20 protein-coding genes, 1 tRNA gene and 1 pseudogene are annotated in these 20444 nt (G+C 35.9%); 20 read left to right on the top strand and 2 right to left on the bottom strand.

Going from position 1 to position 20444, the window contains the following annotated elements:
* The first annotated feature begins 25 nt into the window (after window positions 1-25).
* The 4 genes from ACMA47_RS00775 (at window position 26) to ACMA47_RS00760 (ending at window position 6083) form a co-directional block, all read left to right on the top strand.
* Entirely contained in the window at window positions 26-3250 is a 3225-nt protein-coding gene (locus tag ACMA47_RS00775; RefSeq protein WP_413928258.1) for a SusC/RagA family TonB-linked outer membrane protein, read from the top strand.
* A gap of 4 nt (window positions 3251-3254) precedes the next feature.
* Window positions 3255-4658 (top strand): RagB/SusD family nutrient uptake outer membrane protein, encoded by a 1404-nt coding sequence (locus ACMA47_RS00770; RefSeq protein ID WP_413928257.1) that lies wholly within the window; start codon window positions 3255-3257, stop codon window positions 4656-4658.
* A 16-nt stretch (window positions 4659-4674) separates the two neighbouring features.
* Window positions 4675-5553, top strand: coding sequence for a glycerophosphodiester phosphodiesterase family protein (locus tag ACMA47_RS00765; RefSeq protein ID WP_413928256.1), 879 nt, complete (start codon window positions 4675-4677; stop codon window positions 5551-5553).
* 305 nt (window positions 5554-5858) lie between these two features.
* Window positions 5859-6083, top strand: coding sequence for a hypothetical protein (locus tag ACMA47_RS00760; RefSeq protein WP_413928255.1), 225 nt, complete (start codon window positions 5859-5861; stop codon window positions 6081-6083).
* Between the two features lie 45 nt (window positions 6084-6128).
* On the opposite strand, the pseudogene ACMA47_RS00755 reads toward ACMA47_RS00760, so the two are convergent.
* Window positions 6129-6671: pseudogene (locus ACMA47_RS00755) on the bottom strand (GNAT family N-acetyltransferase).
* A 174-nt stretch (window positions 6672-6845) separates the two neighbouring features.
* Between ACMA47_RS00755 and ACMA47_RS00750 the strand changes: the two are divergent.
* Window positions 6846-6919: transfer RNA gene (locus ACMA47_RS00750), tRNA-Ala, on the top strand.
* A 275-nt stretch (window positions 6920-7194) separates the two neighbouring features.
* Entirely contained in the window at window positions 7195-8571 is a 1377-nt protein-coding gene (locus ACMA47_RS00745; RefSeq protein ID WP_413928254.1) for a site-specific integrase, read from the top strand.
* A gap of 335 nt (window positions 8572-8906) precedes the next feature.
* Here the strand turns inward: ACMA47_RS00745 and ACMA47_RS00740 are convergent, their stop codons facing one another.
* Window positions 8907-9176 carry a DNA-binding protein gene (locus tag ACMA47_RS00740; protein WP_413928253.1) on the bottom strand — a complete coding sequence of 90 codons (270 nt, stop codon included), beginning with the start codon at window positions 9174-9176 and terminating at the stop codon, window positions 8907-8909.
* Window positions 9177-9297: 121 nt separating this feature from the next.
* Here ACMA47_RS00740 and ACMA47_RS00735 point away from each other — a divergent pair, with 121 nt between their 5' ends.
* The 14 genes from ACMA47_RS00735 (at window position 9298) to ACMA47_RS00670 (ending at window position 20441) form a co-directional block, all read left to right on the top strand.
* Window positions 9298-9456 (top strand): hypothetical protein, encoded by a 159-nt coding sequence (locus ACMA47_RS00735; protein WP_413928252.1) that lies wholly within the window; start codon window positions 9298-9300, stop codon window positions 9454-9456.
* Window positions 9457-9694: 238 nt separating this feature from the next.
* Entirely contained in the window at window positions 9695-9892 is a 198-nt protein-coding gene (locus ACMA47_RS00730) for a hypothetical protein (protein WP_413928251.1), read from the top strand.
* Between the two features lie 9 nt (window positions 9893-9901).
* Window positions 9902-10558 carry an SDR family oxidoreductase gene (locus tag ACMA47_RS00725; RefSeq protein ID WP_413928969.1) on the top strand — a complete coding sequence of 219 codons (657 nt, stop codon included), beginning with the start codon at window positions 9902-9904 and terminating at the stop codon, window positions 10556-10558.
* A 692-nt stretch (window positions 10559-11250) separates the two neighbouring features.
* Window positions 11251-11847 carry a Crp/Fnr family transcriptional regulator gene (locus ACMA47_RS00720; RefSeq protein WP_413928250.1) on the top strand — a complete coding sequence of 199 codons (597 nt, stop codon included), beginning with the start codon at window positions 11251-11253 and terminating at the stop codon, window positions 11845-11847.
* A 403-nt stretch (window positions 11848-12250) separates the two neighbouring features.
* Window positions 12251-12895 carry a stress-induced protein gene (locus tag ACMA47_RS00715; RefSeq protein ID WP_413928249.1) on the top strand — a complete coding sequence of 215 codons (645 nt, stop codon included), beginning with the start codon at window positions 12251-12253 and terminating at the stop codon, window positions 12893-12895.
* A 72-nt stretch (window positions 12896-12967) separates the two neighbouring features.
* Window positions 12968-13555, top strand: coding sequence for a ferritin-like domain-containing protein (locus tag ACMA47_RS00710; protein ID WP_413928248.1), 588 nt, complete (start codon window positions 12968-12970; stop codon window positions 13553-13555).
* 62 nt (window positions 13556-13617) lie between these two features.
* The gene (locus ACMA47_RS00705) at window positions 13618-13920 is read left to right on the top strand and encodes a hypothetical protein (protein WP_413928247.1); all 303 of its coding nucleotides are present in this window, start codon (window positions 13618-13620) and stop codon (window positions 13918-13920) included.
* Between the two features lie 14 nt (window positions 13921-13934).
* Window positions 13935-14315 carry a hypothetical protein gene (locus tag ACMA47_RS00700; protein WP_413928246.1) on the top strand — a complete coding sequence of 127 codons (381 nt, stop codon included), beginning with the start codon at window positions 13935-13937 and terminating at the stop codon, window positions 14313-14315.
* Window positions 14316-14370: 55 nt separating this feature from the next.
* Window positions 14371-16509, top strand: coding sequence for a catalase (locus ACMA47_RS00695; protein ID WP_413928245.1), 2139 nt, complete (start codon window positions 14371-14373; stop codon window positions 16507-16509).
* A gap of 123 nt (window positions 16510-16632) precedes the next feature.
* A complete protein-coding gene (locus ACMA47_RS00690; protein ID WP_413928244.1) occupies window positions 16633-17133 on the top strand; it encodes a CinA family protein in 501 nt (166 codons plus the stop codon).
* A 5-nt stretch (window positions 17134-17138) separates the two neighbouring features.
* Window positions 17139-17936: an SDR family NAD(P)-dependent oxidoreductase gene (locus tag ACMA47_RS00685; protein ID WP_413928243.1), complete on the top strand. Its 798-nt coding sequence runs from the start codon at window positions 17139-17141 to the stop codon at window positions 17934-17936.
* 12 nt (window positions 17937-17948) lie between these two features.
* Window positions 17949-18695, top strand: a complete 747-nt coding sequence (locus tag ACMA47_RS00680) for an SDR family oxidoreductase (RefSeq protein WP_413928242.1) — start codon at window positions 17949-17951, stop codon at window positions 18693-18695.
* A 27-nt stretch (window positions 18696-18722) separates the two neighbouring features.
* A complete protein-coding gene (locus tag ACMA47_RS00675; protein WP_413928241.1) occupies window positions 18723-18887 on the top strand; it encodes a hypothetical protein in 165 nt (54 codons plus the stop codon).
* Window positions 18888-18911: 24 nt separating this feature from the next.
* A complete protein-coding gene (locus tag ACMA47_RS00670; RefSeq protein ID WP_413928240.1) occupies window positions 18912-20441 on the top strand; it encodes an FAD-dependent oxidoreductase in 1530 nt (509 codons plus the stop codon).
* Window positions 20442-20444 lie beyond the last annotated feature (3 nt).

Genomic DNA, 20444 nt, shown 5'->3' with positions numbered 1-20444 from the left:
AATAACAACTAATTTCAGCAAAGCTATGAAAAAAACAACAATTAGCATGATGTTGTTGGGTCTTTTGTGCGCGCCACAGTTTACCTTCGCAGAGGCTAACAAATGTTTTCAACAGTCCGTCATACAGCGGAAAACACCATTAATTAAAATTTTTGAAAAACTGTCCAGAGAACATGGTGTAAAATTCTTCTATTCAGTTTCAGACCTGAAGGATATTCAGGTAGATGAATCTCAGGTGAACTATCAGTCATTGTCTTCATCTTTAGATTATCTGAAGAAAAGCATCGGCCTGGATTTTAATGTAGATCAAAAAACAGTCACCGTTCGTCTCAATGCAAGAGCAATTGCCAGAATTCAGAGAACGAATGGTCAACCGTCTGCGGAGTATTTCAATCCCATTAAAGACACGGTAAAATCCAGAGAAAAAAATATTGATGAGGTTGTTCTGGTGGGTTATGGAAAGCAGAGTAAGAAAAACAATTCCGGCTCTATTTCTTCTATTGATGAGAAACAGATGAAAGGGATCGCCTCCAGCAATTTCGGTGATATTATTGCAGGAAAAGCAACCGGAGTTCAGATTACTCAGGCTAATGCAACGCCGGGAGGTTCACCGTCTATCAGAGTAAGAGGTATCGGAACGTTAACAGCTGGTTCCAATCCGTTAATCGTTGTAGACGGACTTCCTTTAACCGAAGGTTCCAATCTGAATGCGATTGATCCCAATTCCATTGCCAAAATTGATATCTTAAAAGATGCCGCTTCCGCAGCCATTTACGGTTCAAGAGGAGCGAATGGCGTCATTATCATTGAAACAAAACAAGGGAAAAAGGGAAGAATGGCCGTTTCTTTCGATTCCTATTACGGAATGCAGATGAGAAGTGACAATGTAAAATTGGTCAACGCTTATGATATGGCCACGTTTCTGAAAGAAGCCAGAGACAATAATTATCTTTCCAAAGGCAGTAACAGAAGTGTTTCCGATGATAATGCAACAAGAATCAGCAAAGGAGCTTCTTTGAGAGAATTAATTCCCGATTATTTAGCTCCTTATCTGGCCAAGCAGCCTGGATTAACCGATACCGACTGGTTGAATACAGTAATGAAACCTGCACCCATCAGTCAGACTTCCCTGAATATTACCGGAGGAAGTGACAAGAGTAAATATGCTTTTACCATGAGCTATTTTAGCCAGAAAGGATTGGTAATTGGTACAGACTATGAAAAATTTTCTACCAGTGTAAACCTTTCCACAGAACTTACCGATAAATGGAAAGTAGGAGTGACGATGACGCCTTCTTATGCAACGGGAACCATCAATGCTGCAGAAAATTCGAGAAGCTATAATCCTCTGCAGATGGCCACTGCAATGTATCCTTTCTTTAAGCCTTATAATAATGACGGAAGTCTTGCCATTTCCCAGCAAATATTGGGAAATACAGCAACGGATGGTGCTTTGGTAGAAAATCCGGGTGCCGTTCAGGAAATGACCAACAGGAAGTATACTTTATTTAAAACATTCGGAAATATTTTCACAGAGCTTGAGTTGTTGAAAGGCTTGAAATACAGACTGTCGGTAGGCGAAGATTATACCAACTACGAGTATAATTTCTTTGATCCTTCTACTGTTGGAGTGTACAGAGCTGCTGCTCCGGATGTGACTTTTGCCAACAGAACAGAATATATCCGAAAAAATTATCTGATTGAAAACCTGCTTTCATTTGATCAAAAATGGGGTGAGCATAGAGTAGATGCTATTGCGGGACAGTCTTTTCAGCAGGAAGATAATACACAGCTTTTAACAGAAGCTACGGCCTTTCCAGATAACAGCATCAGGAATATTGCAGGCGGAACTTCATTTAAAAATACGCTGACACAGTACAAATGGAGGTTGATGTCTTATTTTACAAGGGTTAATTATACCTTTGATAATAAGTATAATCTGATGGCTTCTTACCGTAGAGACGGTTCTTCACGTTTCGGTAAGAATTCGAAATGGGGTGATTTCTATGCATTTTCTGCAGGCTGGACGATCAGTAATGAAAATTTCTTTCCTGAAAATACTATCGTAACGGATTTAAAGCTAAGATACAGTTTGGGAAGCAACGGAAATAACCAGATTCCTAATTTCGGGGCACTTTCGTTGATGAATCCTGATAATTATAATTTCGGAGGAGTTTTAGTTCCGGGGTACATAACGGCAACCGCTCCCAATCCTAATATTTCCTGGGAAAAGTCCAGATCAAACAACTTCGGGATTGATTTTTCTCTGTGTAAAAATATCCTGAATATTTCCGCAGATTATTATATCCTGAACAGAGATGGTTTGCTATTGGATGTTCCTGTTCCGCAGCAGTCCGGTTTCAGTACGTCTCTTCAGAATATCGGGAAAATCAAAAACTCCGGTTTTGAATTACAGATTGCTTCAAAAACGTTCAACATTGCAAATGACTTTACCTACTCAGGAAGCTTTAATTTTTCAACCAACAAAAATGAGGTTTTAGCTCTGGCAAATGGGCAGAATCAGATCATCACAGGAGAAAATAATTTCTCTGTTACCAAAGTGGGAGGTTCTATCGGGGAGATGTATGGCTACAATATTCTTGGGATCTATAAAACTCAGGATGAGATCAACAATTCACCGCACATTACCGGAACAATGGTAGGGGATTATATTATGGAAGACCTTAATGGTGACGGGAAAATTGATGTCAACGATAAAAGAAGTTTCGGAAGCGGAGTTCCCAAATACATTCTTGGATTTAATAATAATTTCAGATACGGACTTTTTGAATTAAGCTTTTCCTTATACAGCGAAATCGGAAAAAGGATCTATAATGCGGATGCTGTGACTACTTTAGAATCAGGAGAAGGTTTTGGAATGGCTTCACAGTATTATTTTGACAACCGTTACAATGCAGTCACCAATCCCAATGGGTTTTTCGGAATGCCGAATATGAACTTTTCCAACAATAGAAAAGAGGCCAGAACTTCAAATCTCTACTTTAAAAATGCAGATTATGTAAGACTGAGATCACTTCGTCTGGCTTTCAATTTCCCAAAATCAATGCTTGAAAATATCGGTTTGGAAAATGCACAGATCTATCTGGTTGGAAACAATCTTTTTACCATTTCAAAGTATAAAGGAATGAATATCGATGCCACTTCAGACAATGTTCTTACCCAGGGCTTTGATCAGGCTTATTATCCGGTAGCTAAAATTTATTCTGTAGGCGTTAACTTTAAATTTTAAAATCATGAAAAAAATATTCTTTACAATATTCAGTCTTTCGGTGATGTTTTCCTGTTCGTCTGATCTTTTGGACGTAAATCCTGAAGCACAGAAAGTTTCTTCACAATTTTATACCAATTCTTCTGAAATTGAGCAGGGAATTATTTCTGTATACGGAGCCCTTCAATACACGGGACAATATCAGCTTGCCATGCCGGCTTTGGGTGAACTGCCTTCAGATAATACCTATGATGAGGTTCCTGCCAACGATGCTTTTACCTATGGAGAACTGGATTTTTTCACCATTCAGCCCAACAACAGCCTTATTGCAAGTGCCTGGAAAGATAATTATGTAGGAATTCAACAGTCCAATATTATTCTCACAAGGATTGGCAAAATTCCTGATATGACTGATACCCTGAAAAATACAAGAATTGGAGAAATGAAGTTTCTGAGAGCACTGATGTATTTTAATCTGGTAAGAATTTTTGGGGATGTTCCTTTGGTTTTAAAAGAAACTACAAATGTCAATGATTATTTTGGACAGCCGAGAACTCCTGTTGCGGAAGTTTATACAGCTATAGAAAAAGATTTGAAAGATGCTATTGATCTTTTACCAACGGCAACAATGCAAAAGGGTAGAATAACGAAAGGTGCTGCTTTGGGAATTTTGGGGAAAGTGTTGCTGACACAGAATAAATTTGCAGAGTCACTGACGTATTTAAATCAGATTGAATCGTTAGGCTATCAGCTTTTGCCCGATGTCACTAAAATTTTTGATGTTACCAATAAAAATAATGCTGAAATTATTTTTGATGTACAGTTTACCTCCGGATTGAACGGAAATTCTGAAGGAAGTTCGGCATTTCAGATGTTCAGCCCATCAGGATCTGTTTCAGGAGCGAAGGGGCACAATCTTCCGACCAAAGAAGTTTACAACCTTTATTCAGCCGGAGATACAAGACGTTCTGCCTATATCGGACTTACTTCAAACGGAATTCCTTTCAGTAAAAAGCTAGTCAAAACGTCCAATACCATTGCCGATGGAGGAAGCAACTTTGTGGTGCTTAGATTAGCGGATGTTTTCCTGATGATGGCGGAATGTTTCACTCAACAGAATGATTTTACCAATGCTAATTTATATCTGAATAAAATTAAAACCAGAGCAGGAATTGCTTCTGTGAACCTCTCAACAAAGGATGCTTTGCTTAATGAAATTGACCGCGAAAGAAGACTAGAGTTCGTAGGAGAGGGACATCGTTGGTTTGACCTTCTGAGAACCGGAAAAGCTATTTCGGTGATGACCGCTCACTTTAGTAATAATCCCGGATACAGCACAGCACAAATCAAACCTTATCATCTTCTGATGCCTGTGCCACAGGGACAAATCAATACAGATCCGGCAATTAAACAAAATCCAGGATATTAATTTAAACTTTAAAATTATGCTCAACAATAAATTATTACAACTTTCCCTTCTTATTATTTCTTCTCTGCACTTTGCTCAGCAAAAGAAAATTTCACTTTCCGCTTTTCCCGATAACAAAGTAATGGTGGTTGCTCATCGGGGGGATTGGAGAGAAGCTCCGGAAAATTCTGTGTGGGCAGTAAAAAAAGCCATTGAAAAAGGCGTTGATATGGCGGAAATAGATCTTGCCATGACCAAAGACAGTGTTTTGATCCTTATGCATGACAATACGATCGACAGAACGACCACAGGGAAAGGGAAACCCTCTGATTTTACTTTAGCCGAAATTAAAAAGCTCCATCTGAGAGACGGTTTAGGAGTGGAAACTCAAATGAGTGTTCCTACTTTACAGGAGATTTTAGAAGTTTCTGATGGAAAAATCCTCTTAAATCTGGATAAAGGTTTTGATTATATAAAACAGGTTTATCCTTTGGTGAAAAAGCGGAATATGCTGGATCAGATTTTGTTTAAAGGTCATGAATCCTACACGGAGTTCAACCGGAAATATGGTGATATAAAAAGTAAAATTCACTATATGCCGATTATCCAGCTGGGGAAAGAGGAAGATCTGAAAAAAATATCAGAATACATTAAAAACTATAAAGTCTATGGTTTTGAATTTACAATAGGAACAACAGAAAAGAACCTGATTGATTTTAAAAAGCTTAAAGAAAGCAAGGTTAAAATCTGGGTCAATTCATTATGGCCACATCATAACGCCGGAAACAATGATGACCTCATTCTGGATCATCCTGATCTGTATGATTGGTATATTAATAAAGGAGTCAATATTATTCAGACTGACCGCCCGAAAGAACTGATCCATTATTTAAAAAGTAAAAATCTTTATTTTTAAGAAACAAAAGAGCCGAAATATTCAATTTCGGCTCTTTTGCTCTATAGAGTAGGAATATAAATTTCTATTTTCAAGGACTGATTGTTCCGGAACGTACTCGAAGAAAATACACTTTGGAAATAGAAAATTTAAGAAAAGATAACTGAAACACGCCTTTTTTAGGATATTTTAACACTTGTTTTATGATTTGTGTCATAAAGTAAACACTATGTATTTCACTATATTTGGAATAATAAAGCTAACCCATGAAATAAGCCAACATAAAAACTTGCTAAACTAAAAATTATTAAAGATTACCAAAGATTATGAAAGACTTATTTTCATTAAACGGAAAGAAAAAGGATCACGTTATTACGCACTTAAAAAAAGAGATGTATTCATTGATCGAAAATGATAACTGGATTACAGTTACGATAAAAAAGTGGTTCCATACAATGATTGTATCTTATTTGATCTGCAATGGTTTGGTTGCTTTAACGATTGTAAGAACAAAATTCACTCCATTTTACGAAAAATATACAGTACTGTAAGTTTGTATAGGATATTTCTCAGGGTAATGCTTTGATGAGCTGTGTTTATTTTTGTTTAGTAATCCATTCTTCACGAAGAACTGCATAAATAATATCATCAACCCATTTATTTTTCCAGAACAGACTTTTCACAAAGTGTCCTTCTTTTCTTAGCCCGATTCTTTCCATCAGTTGAAGGGAAGCAGTGTTATCAGGATCTACGGAAGCCGTAATTCTGTGTTTATGCAAATCATTAAAAAGGAAATCAATAATACCTTTTAAAGCCTCAGAAGCATATCCTTTACCCTGAAATGAGGTGTTTAAGGTAATTCCCAGTTCTATCTGTACATTTTCATTTCCGATAAAATGAACTCCAATATCTCCAATGACTGCTTTTGTCTCTTTATCAGTAATCAACAGCTGCTACCAGCTTTCAGGTTGGTTGAATTCTTTAGTATTTCTTTGGATAAAACTTTCTACTTCTTCCAGGGTTTCAGGAATCCAGCCTTGAAATTTATTGGCTTCGGCATCTGAGCGGTAATCGAAAATATCCTGTTTGTCATCAATAGTAATATCCCTTAGAACTAATCTTTCTGTATAGAGTTGCATGATTGTATTATAATTTCAGACAAAAATAGGATTAATTGGGAAGTTATTCCATGGAGAATGATGGATTTCGTGGTCACTGAGCCTATTTCCATTAATTTTAATTCAATAAAAATTATAAAATAGTTGCAAATATCATTTAAATACTTACTTTTGTACCGCCTTACAATAAAAAACGGGGGATTGGCGCAGTTGGCTAGCGCGTTTGACTGGCAGTCAAAAGGTCACGGGTTCGAATCCCGTATTCTCCACTTGGTGCAATTGATAAAATGTTTATAATGCACAAAAAGATGGATAAATCCTGCAAAAATTGATTTTTGTAGGATTTTTTTTGTGAAAAAGAATGGTATAGTTTTCAAATAGACTCATAAATTTTGTGGCAAAATCGTGGCAACTTATTTTTTTTTTTTTTTTTTTTTTTTTTGAAATAATTTGCAATGATTTGATTACCAACATGTAAAATGTCTTAACGACTTGTTTTCAAAGATTTTTAGTTCGACTTTTATTAACCTTTAAATGTTGAATTATGTTAGAACAAAGTTATGGTCTCTTTTATTTCTTAAAGAGTGCAAAAAACAAGACAATTCGTACCGTGTACGTTAGGATAACTATAGATGGGGTACCAAAGGAGGCGTCCACAAAAAGAACATGGGATGCTAATCGCTGGGACCAAAAGGAAGGAAAAGCCATAGGCACAAAAGAAGATGCAAGATCTTTAAATGCTTTTCTAGATACTCTCACTACTAAAATCAATCTCTACAGAATTGAACTATATACTAAAGGACTTCCTATTTCATCAGTAGATTTAATAAATTTCGTAAATGGGGGATCATTGAAAAGAAATAAGGTTCTTGAAGAGTTTCAGGAACATAATGATGAAATTGAAGCTTTGTTAAGAAAAGGAAAATATTCTAAAGGTACACTTGTCCGTTATATTACAGCACGATCGCATGTAAAAGATTTTATAAGGCATCAATTTGATCGAGAGGATATCCCGTTTACTTCACTTAATTATGAGTTTGCAAAAAATTATTATCTCTATCTTACAACCGTTAGGAATTGTTCAAATAATACATCTCTGAAATATATCAGTAATTTTAAAAAAATTATATTAAGAGCAGTAGCCAAGGATTTGATTATCAAGGACCCATTCAAGCTTTTTGTAGGGAAGAAAACCCGACTTAAAAAGCAGCCATTGACAAGGAGTGAGCTTAAATGTCTTGAAGAACAGAAGTTAGATTCCACAAGACTTGATACAGTTAGGGATATATTTATTTTCCAATGTTATACAGGGCTGGCATATATAGATGCTTATCAATTAAAGTGGAAAGATATAAAGGAAGGTAATGACGGAGGTCTATGGATTATGAGCAGCAGACAGAAATCTAATTCACAAACGGATATTCCTCTATTACCGAAGGCTATTGAAATTTTGAACAAGTATAAAGATCATCCTGTCTGTTTAGAACGGAGAAGCGCTTTGCCAGTCAGATCTAACCAAAAAATGAATGTTTATTTAAAAGAAATTGCAGACATATGCGAAATACCCAATAATCTCAATACCCATAAAGCTCGTAGAACATTTGCAAGTACTGTAACATTGAATAATGGCGTTCCCATGCATGTGGTAAAGGAATTGTTAGGGCATTATTCAATAAAACAAACTGAAGATTACGCTATCACAGAACAGGAAACAATTGGTAAAGAAATGAAACAATTGGAGACTAAGCTACAACTTGATAGTAAGTATAAAAATAGCAATCTTAATCAAATATTCAAAGATCTTGAGTTAGAATTAACCGCATTAAGAATGATTGGGATTGTTTGTACTCCAGAATCTTTTAATACCAGATGTACCCGTATAGAAGCAATCTTTGAGAGGGTTAAAGCTATAATGATGTAGCATTTTATCAAACAAGCTTCAATAATTATTATTGAAGCTTATTTGTTTGTCATTTTTTTGAACTTATAATTTTAACTACACTCCTATATCCTGGATGATAGGATGGTTCATATATAATGTATCCAAATGTCTGTAATTGATGAAAATATTTATGGTAAGTAGGAAACGTTGATATATGTGAAAGTTTCATAAGTTTGCTCCGGCTAACTCTGATGACATCATCTTCTTCTTGCAAATAAGCCAGTTGTATGATAGCATAAATAAGAGAAATATGCCAAACACTTATGCGTGGATCTTTTGTTATTTGAAACATATAGTCCAGCCAATTTTTATCATTACTTCTCATTTTCAAATAGATTAAAAAAATCTGTTCTATTATAATAATATGATCCCATTACTTTTTTATATCTTATTTTTCCTGATATTCTAAGATTTTGTAATGTTGCGGAGGAAATATCCATTAATCTTTTGATTTTTTTACTGCGTATCCATTCAAATGGATCCTCTAATTCATTTTGATAATGTTCCTTATTGATGATTAATTTAATCTCCCTTACAATCTCATCTCTTAATTCATTAAGATCATTTTTTGTTATTAATTCCATTAGATTAAAATTTATAAATCAAAGGAATAAAATACCTGACTTGTTGAAATATATTTTGTACTTATTGGCATTCATTTTCGTCTAATGTCATTATTATATATAGAATTCTTATAAGAGCTGAATGGCAAAGATTATTACTGCTAGCACAACAACCAATATAGGAACATGGGCATTAACTTCTACTGATGATGTTTCTAATTTTGGTGTTACAAAAGTATTGAAGAATAATAGAATTATTATGCTCAAGGATCCATTAACAGATAAAATTTGGAATATTTAAGAGGTGTCCTGACCTGAAGAAGGCAAGCGTTAATAAGGTAGCCACAACGGATGATTTCTCGAATTTTTTTAAAGAAGATTTATTGAGAATAGAAAATGTATATGAATATCTTGATTCTACTGATAAGCCGTTTTGATTCCCCAATTTATACAAATATTGATTTTATAATGTTAAAGTTAGGTTCCATATTCTTATTGAAAAATAGCATATTATTTGCAGCTTTTTTAAAAATAAAAAAATGGAAAAAGTACCTAAAAAAAAAATTCGTCCTTTACAGAGACAAAACCGACCGGGATCTGAAACAAACATGAATCCAATTCCGGAGACAGCACCTTTGAAATATCCGAAAGAAGGTAAATTAAAAAATAAGGTAGCGTTAATTACTGGAGGCGACAGTGGAATAGGAAAGGCGGTAGCTTTGTTATTTGCAAAATAAGGAGCTGATATCATTATTGCTTATCTAAGTGAAACAAAAGATGCCAAGCAGACCCAAAAAGAAATTCAAGCGTTTTCCAGAGTATGTACTTTGATAAAAGGGGATTTAGGAAAAGAAAACCATTGTAAAAAAGTAATTCAAACCTGTATTAAAATTCATAAAAAAATTGATATCATTGTTAATAATGCTGGGCTTCATTGGGAAGCTGACTCTATTGAAAAGATTAGTACTGAACAGTTATTAACTACTTTTCAAAATAATTTTTTCTCCTATTTCTGGATTACAAAATATGCCATGCCATATCTTAAAAAGGGAACAAGTATCATCAATACTTCTTCAGTTACTGCTTACAGGGGAAGTCCCAAACTGATTGATTATTCCGCAACCAAAGGAGCAATTATCTCCTTCACTCGAAGTTTATCAGCAAACCTTATTGAAAAAGGAATCAGAGTAAATGCTGTGGCACCGGGACCGGTTTGGACGCCATTAATTGCTTCTTCATTTAAGCCTAAAAAAAACTCTGAGTTCGGAAGTGATTCACCTATGAAACGTGCAGGAATGCCTAACGAAATTGCACCTTGTTTCTTGTTTTTTGCCTGTGATGATTCTCGTTTTATCAGCGGTCAGGTTCTGCATCCAAATGGTGGAGAAATTGTAAATGGCTAAATTAGTATAGATGATTTACAGATAGGATATTATCAATTTTTTAGCTTTATTCACTAAGCTAAAAATTGATACTTTAATACGAATCAAATATTAAATTTTCACAATTAGCGCTTGGTGTATTTGGAAATATTTATTTTAAAGGGTGTTTTTGTGATTTGAGTCATAGGATAAATAAAAAATAATGAATTAAATTTGTAATTAACGCCAGAAAATTTAATATTATGAAATTGTTAATTTTGTTCTCTGCTATACTTTTTGGGTATGCTACTGAGTTGTTAAAAAGAATCACAATATAAGAGCAACTCTATACAAGATACCATTATCACTCTTAGTTCCAATAAAAAAGTCATTCTAGTAGTTCATGATATACTTTCTCGAGATACCACAGTTTCCACACAAGATTCTGTGATCGTAAAAAGTAAAAATACTTCATAAAATATTGCTGGATTATTTTGAGCTTTAGAAAAGTCTGACTTTAATTTTATATAAAAATTATTATTAATACCGATTGGGAAATTTTTAGTGTTTTGATATGGTTTATTGGATGATTGATTAAATATATTATACTTTTTATATTTTTCTCTTATAAGGATTTAACTTTAGTTAACAGGATGAAGGTTTAATATTTGCTCTCATAATTTAAAGTTCCCGGTAATATTCTACTGAATTCTAGAAATTTAAAAAAAATGATTATGGTTATTAAAGAAAATCTGTTGTATTCCATGGGAGCAAATAGTATAATGTATTCTGCTGGAGAAACTATCTTTTCAGAAGGAGCTTGGCCTGCATTTTATTACCAGATTATAAAAGGAGAAGCAAAACTGAATAATTACAATGAAGATGGAAGGGAAACCATACAGATCATCATTGAAGATGGTCAGAGTATTGGAGAGTCTTTATTGTTTATGGAAAAGCCTTATCCTATGAACGCGATAGCGATCACTGAATGTGAAATAGTAAAACTTCCTCGAAAGGCATTTCTTAATTTATTGAGAGAAGATTCAGAAATTTCTTATGAAATGAATAAATGCCTGTCACAAAGGCTTTATTTTAAACTGATTATGAATCAAAATCTTTCAACACAAAGTCCTATTTTGAAACTTGTTGCGCTAATGGATTATCTGAAAAGTTTTGCAGTAGATCAACAGCAATATTCATTTAGGGTTCCTCTTACAAGACAGCAAATGGCAGGATTGACTGGACTTTGCGTAGAAACCACCATAAGAACTATCAAGGCAATGGAAAGAGCCATGTTGTTGAAAATAGAAAATCGTAAAATTATGTATTAAAGCTTTCTCAAAAATAGGAAACTTTATTTTAAACCGATTCGCTGGAGTTGAGTAGCTACTTCTCATCAGAAATCCCCCTATATAAAGTACTATATTACACAATGTCATATTGAAGACCATCATTAATGTTTTCATCCACTATGCTAAAAAATGCAACAGTAGGAATGTTCTTTAAACAGCATTTTAATGTCTAATAACATGACCCAAGTCATAAAAAAGTGAGTTATTGTGTCGTATATTTGGTATAAATCTTCAACACAATTCTAAAGCCCTTAGTAAAAGGCACGCAAAAAAGCATTTGCTTTTTATCTCTTATTTAAAATTACCAACACTTAACTGTTGCCGTCTAATACTAGTCACGGACTGCAATACCCATCACTAATATTAATATAAAAATTCAGTTATGAACACTAGAAATTCAAGAAACAGCAGTTCAAGAAGACGTTCGCATTCACCGGAAAATCTTGAAGAAGTATATCAATTAGGATATGATCATGGTTATAACGATGCAACCAGAGAAGAAGATTACGATGATGATTTTTCAGAATATGAAAATTATTTTGATAATGAAAATGATGACTATGATGAGGATTATGATGAAGATGATGATTATGATAATAACTACGACGATGATGATGACGATGATAATTATAGCCAAAGAGGAAATAACAGCAGAACTTACAGAGGTAGCAACGGAAACCAACAGAGGGACAGCCAGGGAAGATTTACTTCCGGTAGAGGAGAAGCAAATGGCAGAAATTCAAATGGTAATTCCCATAACCGCTCCAATTCTGGTTCACGTTCGAGATCAGGAGTAAGATCTTCCGTTTCTGAATCTAACTCAGGAAGACAGGGTTCAAACTCAAGATCAGGAAATAATAATAACAGTAGTTCGGGCCGTAGTTCAGGTTCCGGCAGTTCCAAAAGAGGTTTTGCAGCGATGAGCAAGGCAGATCGCACCAGAATTGCCAGAATGGGCGGACAGGCATCCCACGGAGGCGGAAGATCTTCAGGTCGTTCCGGATTCGGTGGCAGACGTAATTCATAATTCTTTTTCCAGGATTGCCTCTTTAGTCATATATAAAGAGGTAATCCTTTAATAACAAACACCATTCACACCATGCCCAATAAAATATTAGAAACTGACAGTGCTGTTCCTGCTACCAAGAAAGGTACGGCAGCTAAAGAAACAGTCAACAAGGATGAAATGAAAAGTTCTCCTCTGCATAAGTTTTTTGTAAGTGCTCTTAAAGATATTTACTATGCAGAAAATGCAATTCTTGAAGCGCTTGAAAAGATGCAGGAAGCTGCGACAACAGAAGAACTGAAGGATGCGTTTGAAGATCATCATCTTCAGACTCAAAAACACGTTAAAAGACTGGAAAAAGTATTCCAGCTCATTGACGAAAAGCCTGAAAAAAAGGAATGTAAGGCTATTAAAGGAATCATCGAAGAAGGCGAAGAAGTCATCAAATCAACAGAAGATGGCTCTGCAACAAGAGATGTAGCATTAATTATTGCTGCACAGAAAGTTGAACATTACGAAATTGCTACTTACGGAGGGTTGGCTCAGCTGGCCATAACCATGGGACATGATAAAGCTGCGGATCTTCTTGAAAGAACATTACAGGAAGAAGAAGATACGGATTCGTATCTTACAGATATCGCTGAGACATCCATTAATTTCGACGCAGAACAAGAAGACTAAACTATGCAATAAGCCATATAGCTTGTTCTATATGGCTTATTTTAATCTTGAAATCAAAATATATGGACAGTCAACAAATTATAGAAACACTGAAACACCAAGATTTTGTAAAAGTCTCCCATACTGGAAATTGTTTTAAGGACGGAGCAGCAATTTATGCTAAAGAGATAAGAGAAAATATCTTCCTGCCATTTATCATTCTCAAGGATGTTGATATTGAAAATATCCAAGCCTTAATTGCTCATTTCGACTGTTTCGGCAGTATTGGATTAAAAGAACCGGAACAGATCATGTTTTATTTATCCATTAAAGATAAAAATGACCTCCATTATTTTGAACAATACCTGAGATCTTCCAATAACTGATACCATTTTTGAATATGATATTTGAAAATAATACTTTGCAAGATTCCGGACTGAATGATAAAAATAATGTAATAGAGAGTGAGTCTTTATTTCTGCCTATTATCAATTCTTACGGAGTTACGGCTTTTCTGATTAAGTCTCTGGAAAAGATTAAAAACAATGCTACCTGTGAAGTTCTGAAAGAAGTAATAGATACTTATCTGAAAGAGTATATCCTTAATATACGCGAGTTTCATACTAAACACACAACAGAAACTACAGATAGGGATGCTGAAATAATAAGATTTGAAACCCCGGCATTCACTTTATATGCTAAAACAGCCTATTATAAAGTGCTGAAAGAGGAAGAGTATATCAATAGGCTTCTTGAAATTCTAGAGAGTAAAACAGATTAGTTTCGCAGTCTAAACCTTATTAACTGCTTTACAATACACCAACCACAAAAAGATTATGAATATGAAAACCAACGAACCGAATAAAAAAGCAGAGCAGCTGGATCTACACAGTACTTCCAATGAAGATCAAAAACTCACTACCAATCAGGGACTCAAAATTAATAATAATCAGGATTCCTTAAAAGCGGGAGAACGTGGCCCTTCATTGCTGGAAGATTTTATTCTGAGAGAAAAGATTACCCATTTTGATCATGAAAGAATTCCTGAAAGAGTAGTTCACGCACGAGGCTCAGGTGCTCATGGGATTTTTAAACTTAACAAAAGTCTTGCAGGATATACCAAAGCCCGATTTTTAACAGAAGTGGGAAAAGAAACACCAGTTTTTGTACGGTTTTCCACTGTTGCAGGAAGTAAAGGAAGTACAGATCTGGCAAGAGATGTAAGAGGTTTTGCTATAAAATTTTATACTGACGAAGGGAATTATGATCTTGTTGCCAATAATATGCCTGTGTTTTTTATTCAGGATGCCATTAAATTTCCGGATCTGATACATGCGGTAAAACCCGAACCAGATAATGAAATTCCACAAGCAGCATCTGCCCACGACACATTTTGGGACTTCATTTCACTGATGCCCGAAAGTATGCACATGATTATGTGGGTAATGAGCGATAGAGCCATTCCGAGAAGTCTCAGAATGATGGAGGGCTTTGGGGTACATTCTTTCAAATTCATTAATGAGGAAGGAAAAGTTCATTTTGTAAAATTCCATTTTAAACCCAAACTGGGTGTACATTCCGTAGCCTGGAATGAAGCTCAGATTCTTTCAGGAGTAGATTCTGATTTTCATAAAAGAGATCTCTGGGAAGCCATTGAAAACGGTGATTATCCGGAATGGGATTTCGGAGTGCAGCTGATTCCTGAAGAAGATGAACACAAATTTGATTTTGATCTTCTCGATCCTACAAAACTGGTACCCGAAGAGGAAGTTCCTGTGGAAATTGTAGGAACATTAACCCTTAACAGAAATCCGGATAATTTCTTTGCAGAAACCGAACAGGTTGCCTTCCACCCCGGCCATATCATCCCTGGAATTGATTTCACTAATGATCCGTTGCTGCAGGGAAGATTATTTTCATATACAGATACACAGCTTTCAAGACTGGGATCTCCCAATTTTCATGAAATACCGATTAACAGATCCATCAATACGGTTCATAATAATCAAAGGGATGGTCATATGAGACAGCAGATTGTTAAAGGAAAAACAAGCTATGAACCTAATTCTATCGGAGGAGGCTGTCCTTTTCAGGCCATGATGTCTGAAGGAGGTTTTGCTTCCCAGCAGGAAAGAGTTTCCGGAGAGAAAGTTAGAGAAAGAAGTAAAAGCTTTGTTGATCATTATTCACAAGCTAAGCTATTTTATAATAGCCAGTCAACACCGGAGAAATTACACCTGCAGAATGCTTTGATTTTTGAATTGTCTAAAGTGACACGTCCGGATATCAGAGAAAGAATGGTAGGACAATTAGGATATATTGATACATTCCTGGCTTGGAGAGTCGCAGAAAAAGTAGGCGTAGAAGTTAAAAAACTTGAGTGGCCTAATCAGAGCTTACCTGCAGACAGCAATATTGTAGAACTTCAAAGTGAAGAAAGAGAGCCTAAAACAAAAATTTCTGATGCATTAAGCATGAGGCATACCGTAAAAGACACTATTAAAAGCCGGAAAATAGGATTTATTCTGGCCAATGGTGCTGATGGCGGAGCTATCAATGATCTTAAAACAAAACTTGAAGCAGAAGGGGCAAAGGTAGAATTGATTGCCCCAAGTCTTGCTCATGTAAGAACCAATGACGGAGCGGAGCTCGCACCGAAACATACGCTGACCAATACCTCAAGTGTTTGCTTCGATGCCCTTTGTATCTGTTCGGGTGCAGATTCCGTAACCGAACTGATGGTTGCTGAAAATAAGAACCTTGTTTTGCATTTCATCAATGAAGCTTATAAACATTGTAAAGCCATATATTTTGGAACAGATACTCAGGTCCTTTACCATAATTCCAATGTATCAGCAAAACAGCATGATGATCCTGGAATTATCACCTGGGAAGATGGAAAGCAGACTGATAAATTTATTAATGCCATAGCCAAGCACAGAGTCTGGGATCTTGAAATGGAGAGAAATGCTTAAATCATAAACATCCTTCAAACCACACCAACCAACTTAAATATTTTTATATGAAGCAAAGCTGCTGTCTATTTATTCAGCAGTTTTTTTTAAGCTTTTTTTAACATCATTAAAAATTATACTATTATGGATTTTCAACAAAATCTCCTTGAATATATAAGCCAGTCACTCATGACCATTGATGAGAGCATTTCCATTGCAGAAAGTGTTACGTCAGGTTGTCTACAGCTGGCTTTTTCACAGATGCGGAATGCTTCAATGTTCTATAAAGGTGGAATGACAGTTTATTCACTGCCAGAAAAAGTTAGGCTGTTAAAAGTCAACAGTCAGGAGGCAGAAGAATGCGACTGTGTTTCCGAAAATATTGCAGAAACTATGGCATTGAATGTCGCCAAATTATATGAATCTGATTGGTCTATTGCCACCACAGGTTACTGTACTCCCATCCGCAATTCCGGCTATAAAATTTTTGCTTATTTCTCATTTTCCTATAAAGGTGAGATTATTCTGACTAAAAAACTGGAGCTGCATCCCAAAACTCAGGCCCTGAATGCTCAACTGTATTATACGGAATTTATTCTGGGGTGTTTTAAAAGTGAACTTAATCGGCTTTTAATCCTAAAATAAATTGTATGGAACGCAAGAATCAATTTGTACTCATTACAGGTGCTACCAGTGGTATAGGTTATGAACTCGCGAAACAGTTTGCCATGAACGGCTATGATCTTGTTATTGTGGCCAGAGATCATGAAGATCTGGTGAGAAAAGCTGAAGAATTTAAAAACTACGGAGTAAACGTGATCAGCATCTCTAAAAATTTGTTTTTAGAAGAAGAAGCCTATTCTCTTTATTCTGAATTGAAAATGAATGCAATAAGTCCTGAAATATTAGTTAATGACACAGGACAGGGAGTGTATGGGAAATTTCAGGATACGGATATTCACAGAGAAATAGATATTGTTCATTTGAATATTATTTCAGTTCTCATCCTTACCAAACTCTTTATTAAGGACAGACTTCCAAAAGGATCTGGAAAAATTCTGAATCTGGCATCTGTGGCCAGTAAAGCTCCCGGTCCATGGCATTCGGTATATCATGCTACCAAAGCATTTGTTTTGTCGTGGTCCGAAGCCATTCGTGAAGAGCTGAAAGACTCAGGAATAACAGTTACCGCACTTTTACCTGGGCCTACAGATACTGATTTCTTTAATAAAGCAGATATGAACCGCAGTAAAATCCTGGATGATAAAGACAGTCTGGCATCTCCGGAACAAGTAGCAATTGATGGTTATAACGCTCTGATGAACAATGAAGATAAAATAGTTTCAGGCTTGAAAAATAAACTCTCCGTAGCCATGGCTAATCTTTCAAGTGATAGTATGGCTGCCCATAGAATGGCAGAATTGCAGAAACCTAGGGAGCAGGAATAAAATGACGATGAAATGGGAAAATTAAAAAATAAGGTAGCGTTAATTACCGGAGCCGACAGCGGAATTGGTAAAGCAGTGGCTCTTCTTTTTGCAGTGGAAGGAGCACATATTGCCATTATTTATCATTCGAGCGATAATGATGCTGAAAAAACAAAAAAAGAAATTGAAAATTTGAATAGAAAATGCTACATCTTTCAAGGAGATATCAATGATTATGAATTTTGTGAAAAAACAGTGAAAGAAGTTAATTCAGCATTTGGAAAAATTGATATCCTCATCAATAATGCCGGAGTTCAATTTCCTGCAGACAGCATAGAGCAGCTTGAAGAGAAAAATATCAGGCAAACTTTTGATTCCAATATTATAGGAATGATTTTATTAACGAAAGTTGTATTTCCTTATCTGAAAGAAGGAAGCTGTGTCATCAATACCACTTCCGTTTCTGCCTATCAGGGACATGCTGAGCTCCTTGATTATTCCGCTACCAAAGGTGCTATTGTTTCTTTCACCCGCTCACTAGCGTTGCAGTCCAAATCAAAAGGAATACGCATCAATGCCGTTGCTCCCGGACCTGTAGCAACACCACTTACTGAAGAAACATTCGACGAAAAAGAAGAAAACCCCAATAAGCCTCCTTTGGAGAGAAATGCAACGCCCGAAGAAATAGCCTTCAGCTTTCTTTTTCTGGCAAGTCCAGATGCCTCACAGATGACGGGACAAGTGCTTCATCCCAACGGTGGATTGATTGTAAATGGTTAAAAAGTAACCCATCAAAATATTAAACATATGAAAACAACAGCATTCATTTTAGGAGTACTCAGCGTATTTGCTTTTAATTCTTGCAGATGTAATATTGATGAAGATGAAAACAGAAAAAGAGCCCAAAAGAACAACCCGCCCAGTGCTGGCAAAACAGGTCTGCCTGAAAGCGATACATTAAATATCAGATAATTTTAACAAAAAAATATTTTGGTTATGTACAGAGACGGTGCAAGAAAAAGTATATGGCAGGAAGAGGTCAGGAAATTTTCTACAGAAACTGATCTCCATTCGCTATTTGATGTTGCCATAATAGGAGGTGGAATTACCGGAGTTTCAACAGCCTTGAAACTTCAGGAATCCGGAAAAAAATGTATTATTCTGGAAGCGGCCAACATCGGTTTTGGAACAACAGGTGGTACCACGGCTCATTTAAATGATTTCTTTGATACAACCTTTACACAGGCCATACGCGATTTTGGTTTGGATAATGCTAAACTCTATGCAGAATCCGGAAATGATGCAATTGAAATTATTGAAGATAATATCGATAGATACAAGATTAGTTGTGATTTTACCAGAAAATCAGCATACCTCTTTGCATTGGATGAAAATCAGGAAGAGCGGTTGAAAAGTATTGTTGAAGGAGCTGAAAACGTTGGCCACAAAATGAGCTACGTGAACGAAATTCCTTTTCCGGTTCCTTTCAAAGAGGCGGTATTAATTCCCGGACAGGGGCATTTTCATCCTATTAAATATATAAAAGGACTTTGTGAAGCATTTATAAGGCTTGGAGGTTTTATTCAGGAAAACTGTTTTTGTGAAAGTCATGATGAGCAGGAAGATCATGTTATTTTAAAAACTTCAAAAGGAGAAATAAAGGCACGAAATCTTGTTTATGCCACTCATATTCCTCCCGGAGTAAATCTTCTACACTTTACCAATGCTCCTTACAGAAGTTATGCGATGGCATTTACCCTAAAAAATGATAAATACCCATGGGAGTTAGGCTATGACCTCTGTGAACCTTATCATTATTACCGTATCCAGAATATCGATGGCGAAAACCTTTTAATTGCAGGCGGTGAAGACCACAAAACAGGACACGCCGACGATACTGGAGCATGCTTCTCAAGGCTTGAAAATTATGTGCGGAAATACTTTGATGTGGAAACCGTATTTTACAGCTGGTCCAGCCAATACTATGAACCGGTGGATGGGCTTCCATACATTGGAAAACTCCCGGGAACTAAAGAAAGAATTTTTGTAGCGACAGGTTTCAGAGGAAACGGAATGATATTCGGGACGCTTTCATCACAAATAATACATGATTTGATTATTACCGGAAAAAGTAAATATGGAAACTTATTTAATCCTTCAAGAATTAAGCCTATTGCTGGATTCTCGGATTTTGTGAAAGAAGCATCAAATGTGGCCTTTGATTTTGTGAAAGATAAAATGTTCAAAGATAAAATTGAATCCTTTTCAGAAGTTGGAGAAGGGGAAGCAAAAGTGATCCTCTACGAGTCCGAATCTTACGCACTTTACAAAGAAATTGACGGGACTTTACATTTGCTCCGGAGTACATGTCCGCATGCGGGATGTGAAGTTCGGTGGAATAGTGCTGAACTAAGCTGGGACTGCCCATGCCACGGCTCCAGATTCAATATCAATGGAAAAATCCTTACCGGGCCAACCACAAAGAACCTGCAAAAAGTTTTTCCTTATCAAAAACGTGATTCTTAAACC

This window comes from Chryseobacterium sp. T20, assembly GCF_047345655.1.
Lineage (GTDB): Bacteria > Bacteroidota > Bacteroidia > Flavobacteriales > Weeksellaceae > Chryseobacterium.
The sequence above is the reverse complement of the archived record's forward strand: the minus strand, read 5'-3'. Positions and strand labels throughout refer to the sequence as shown.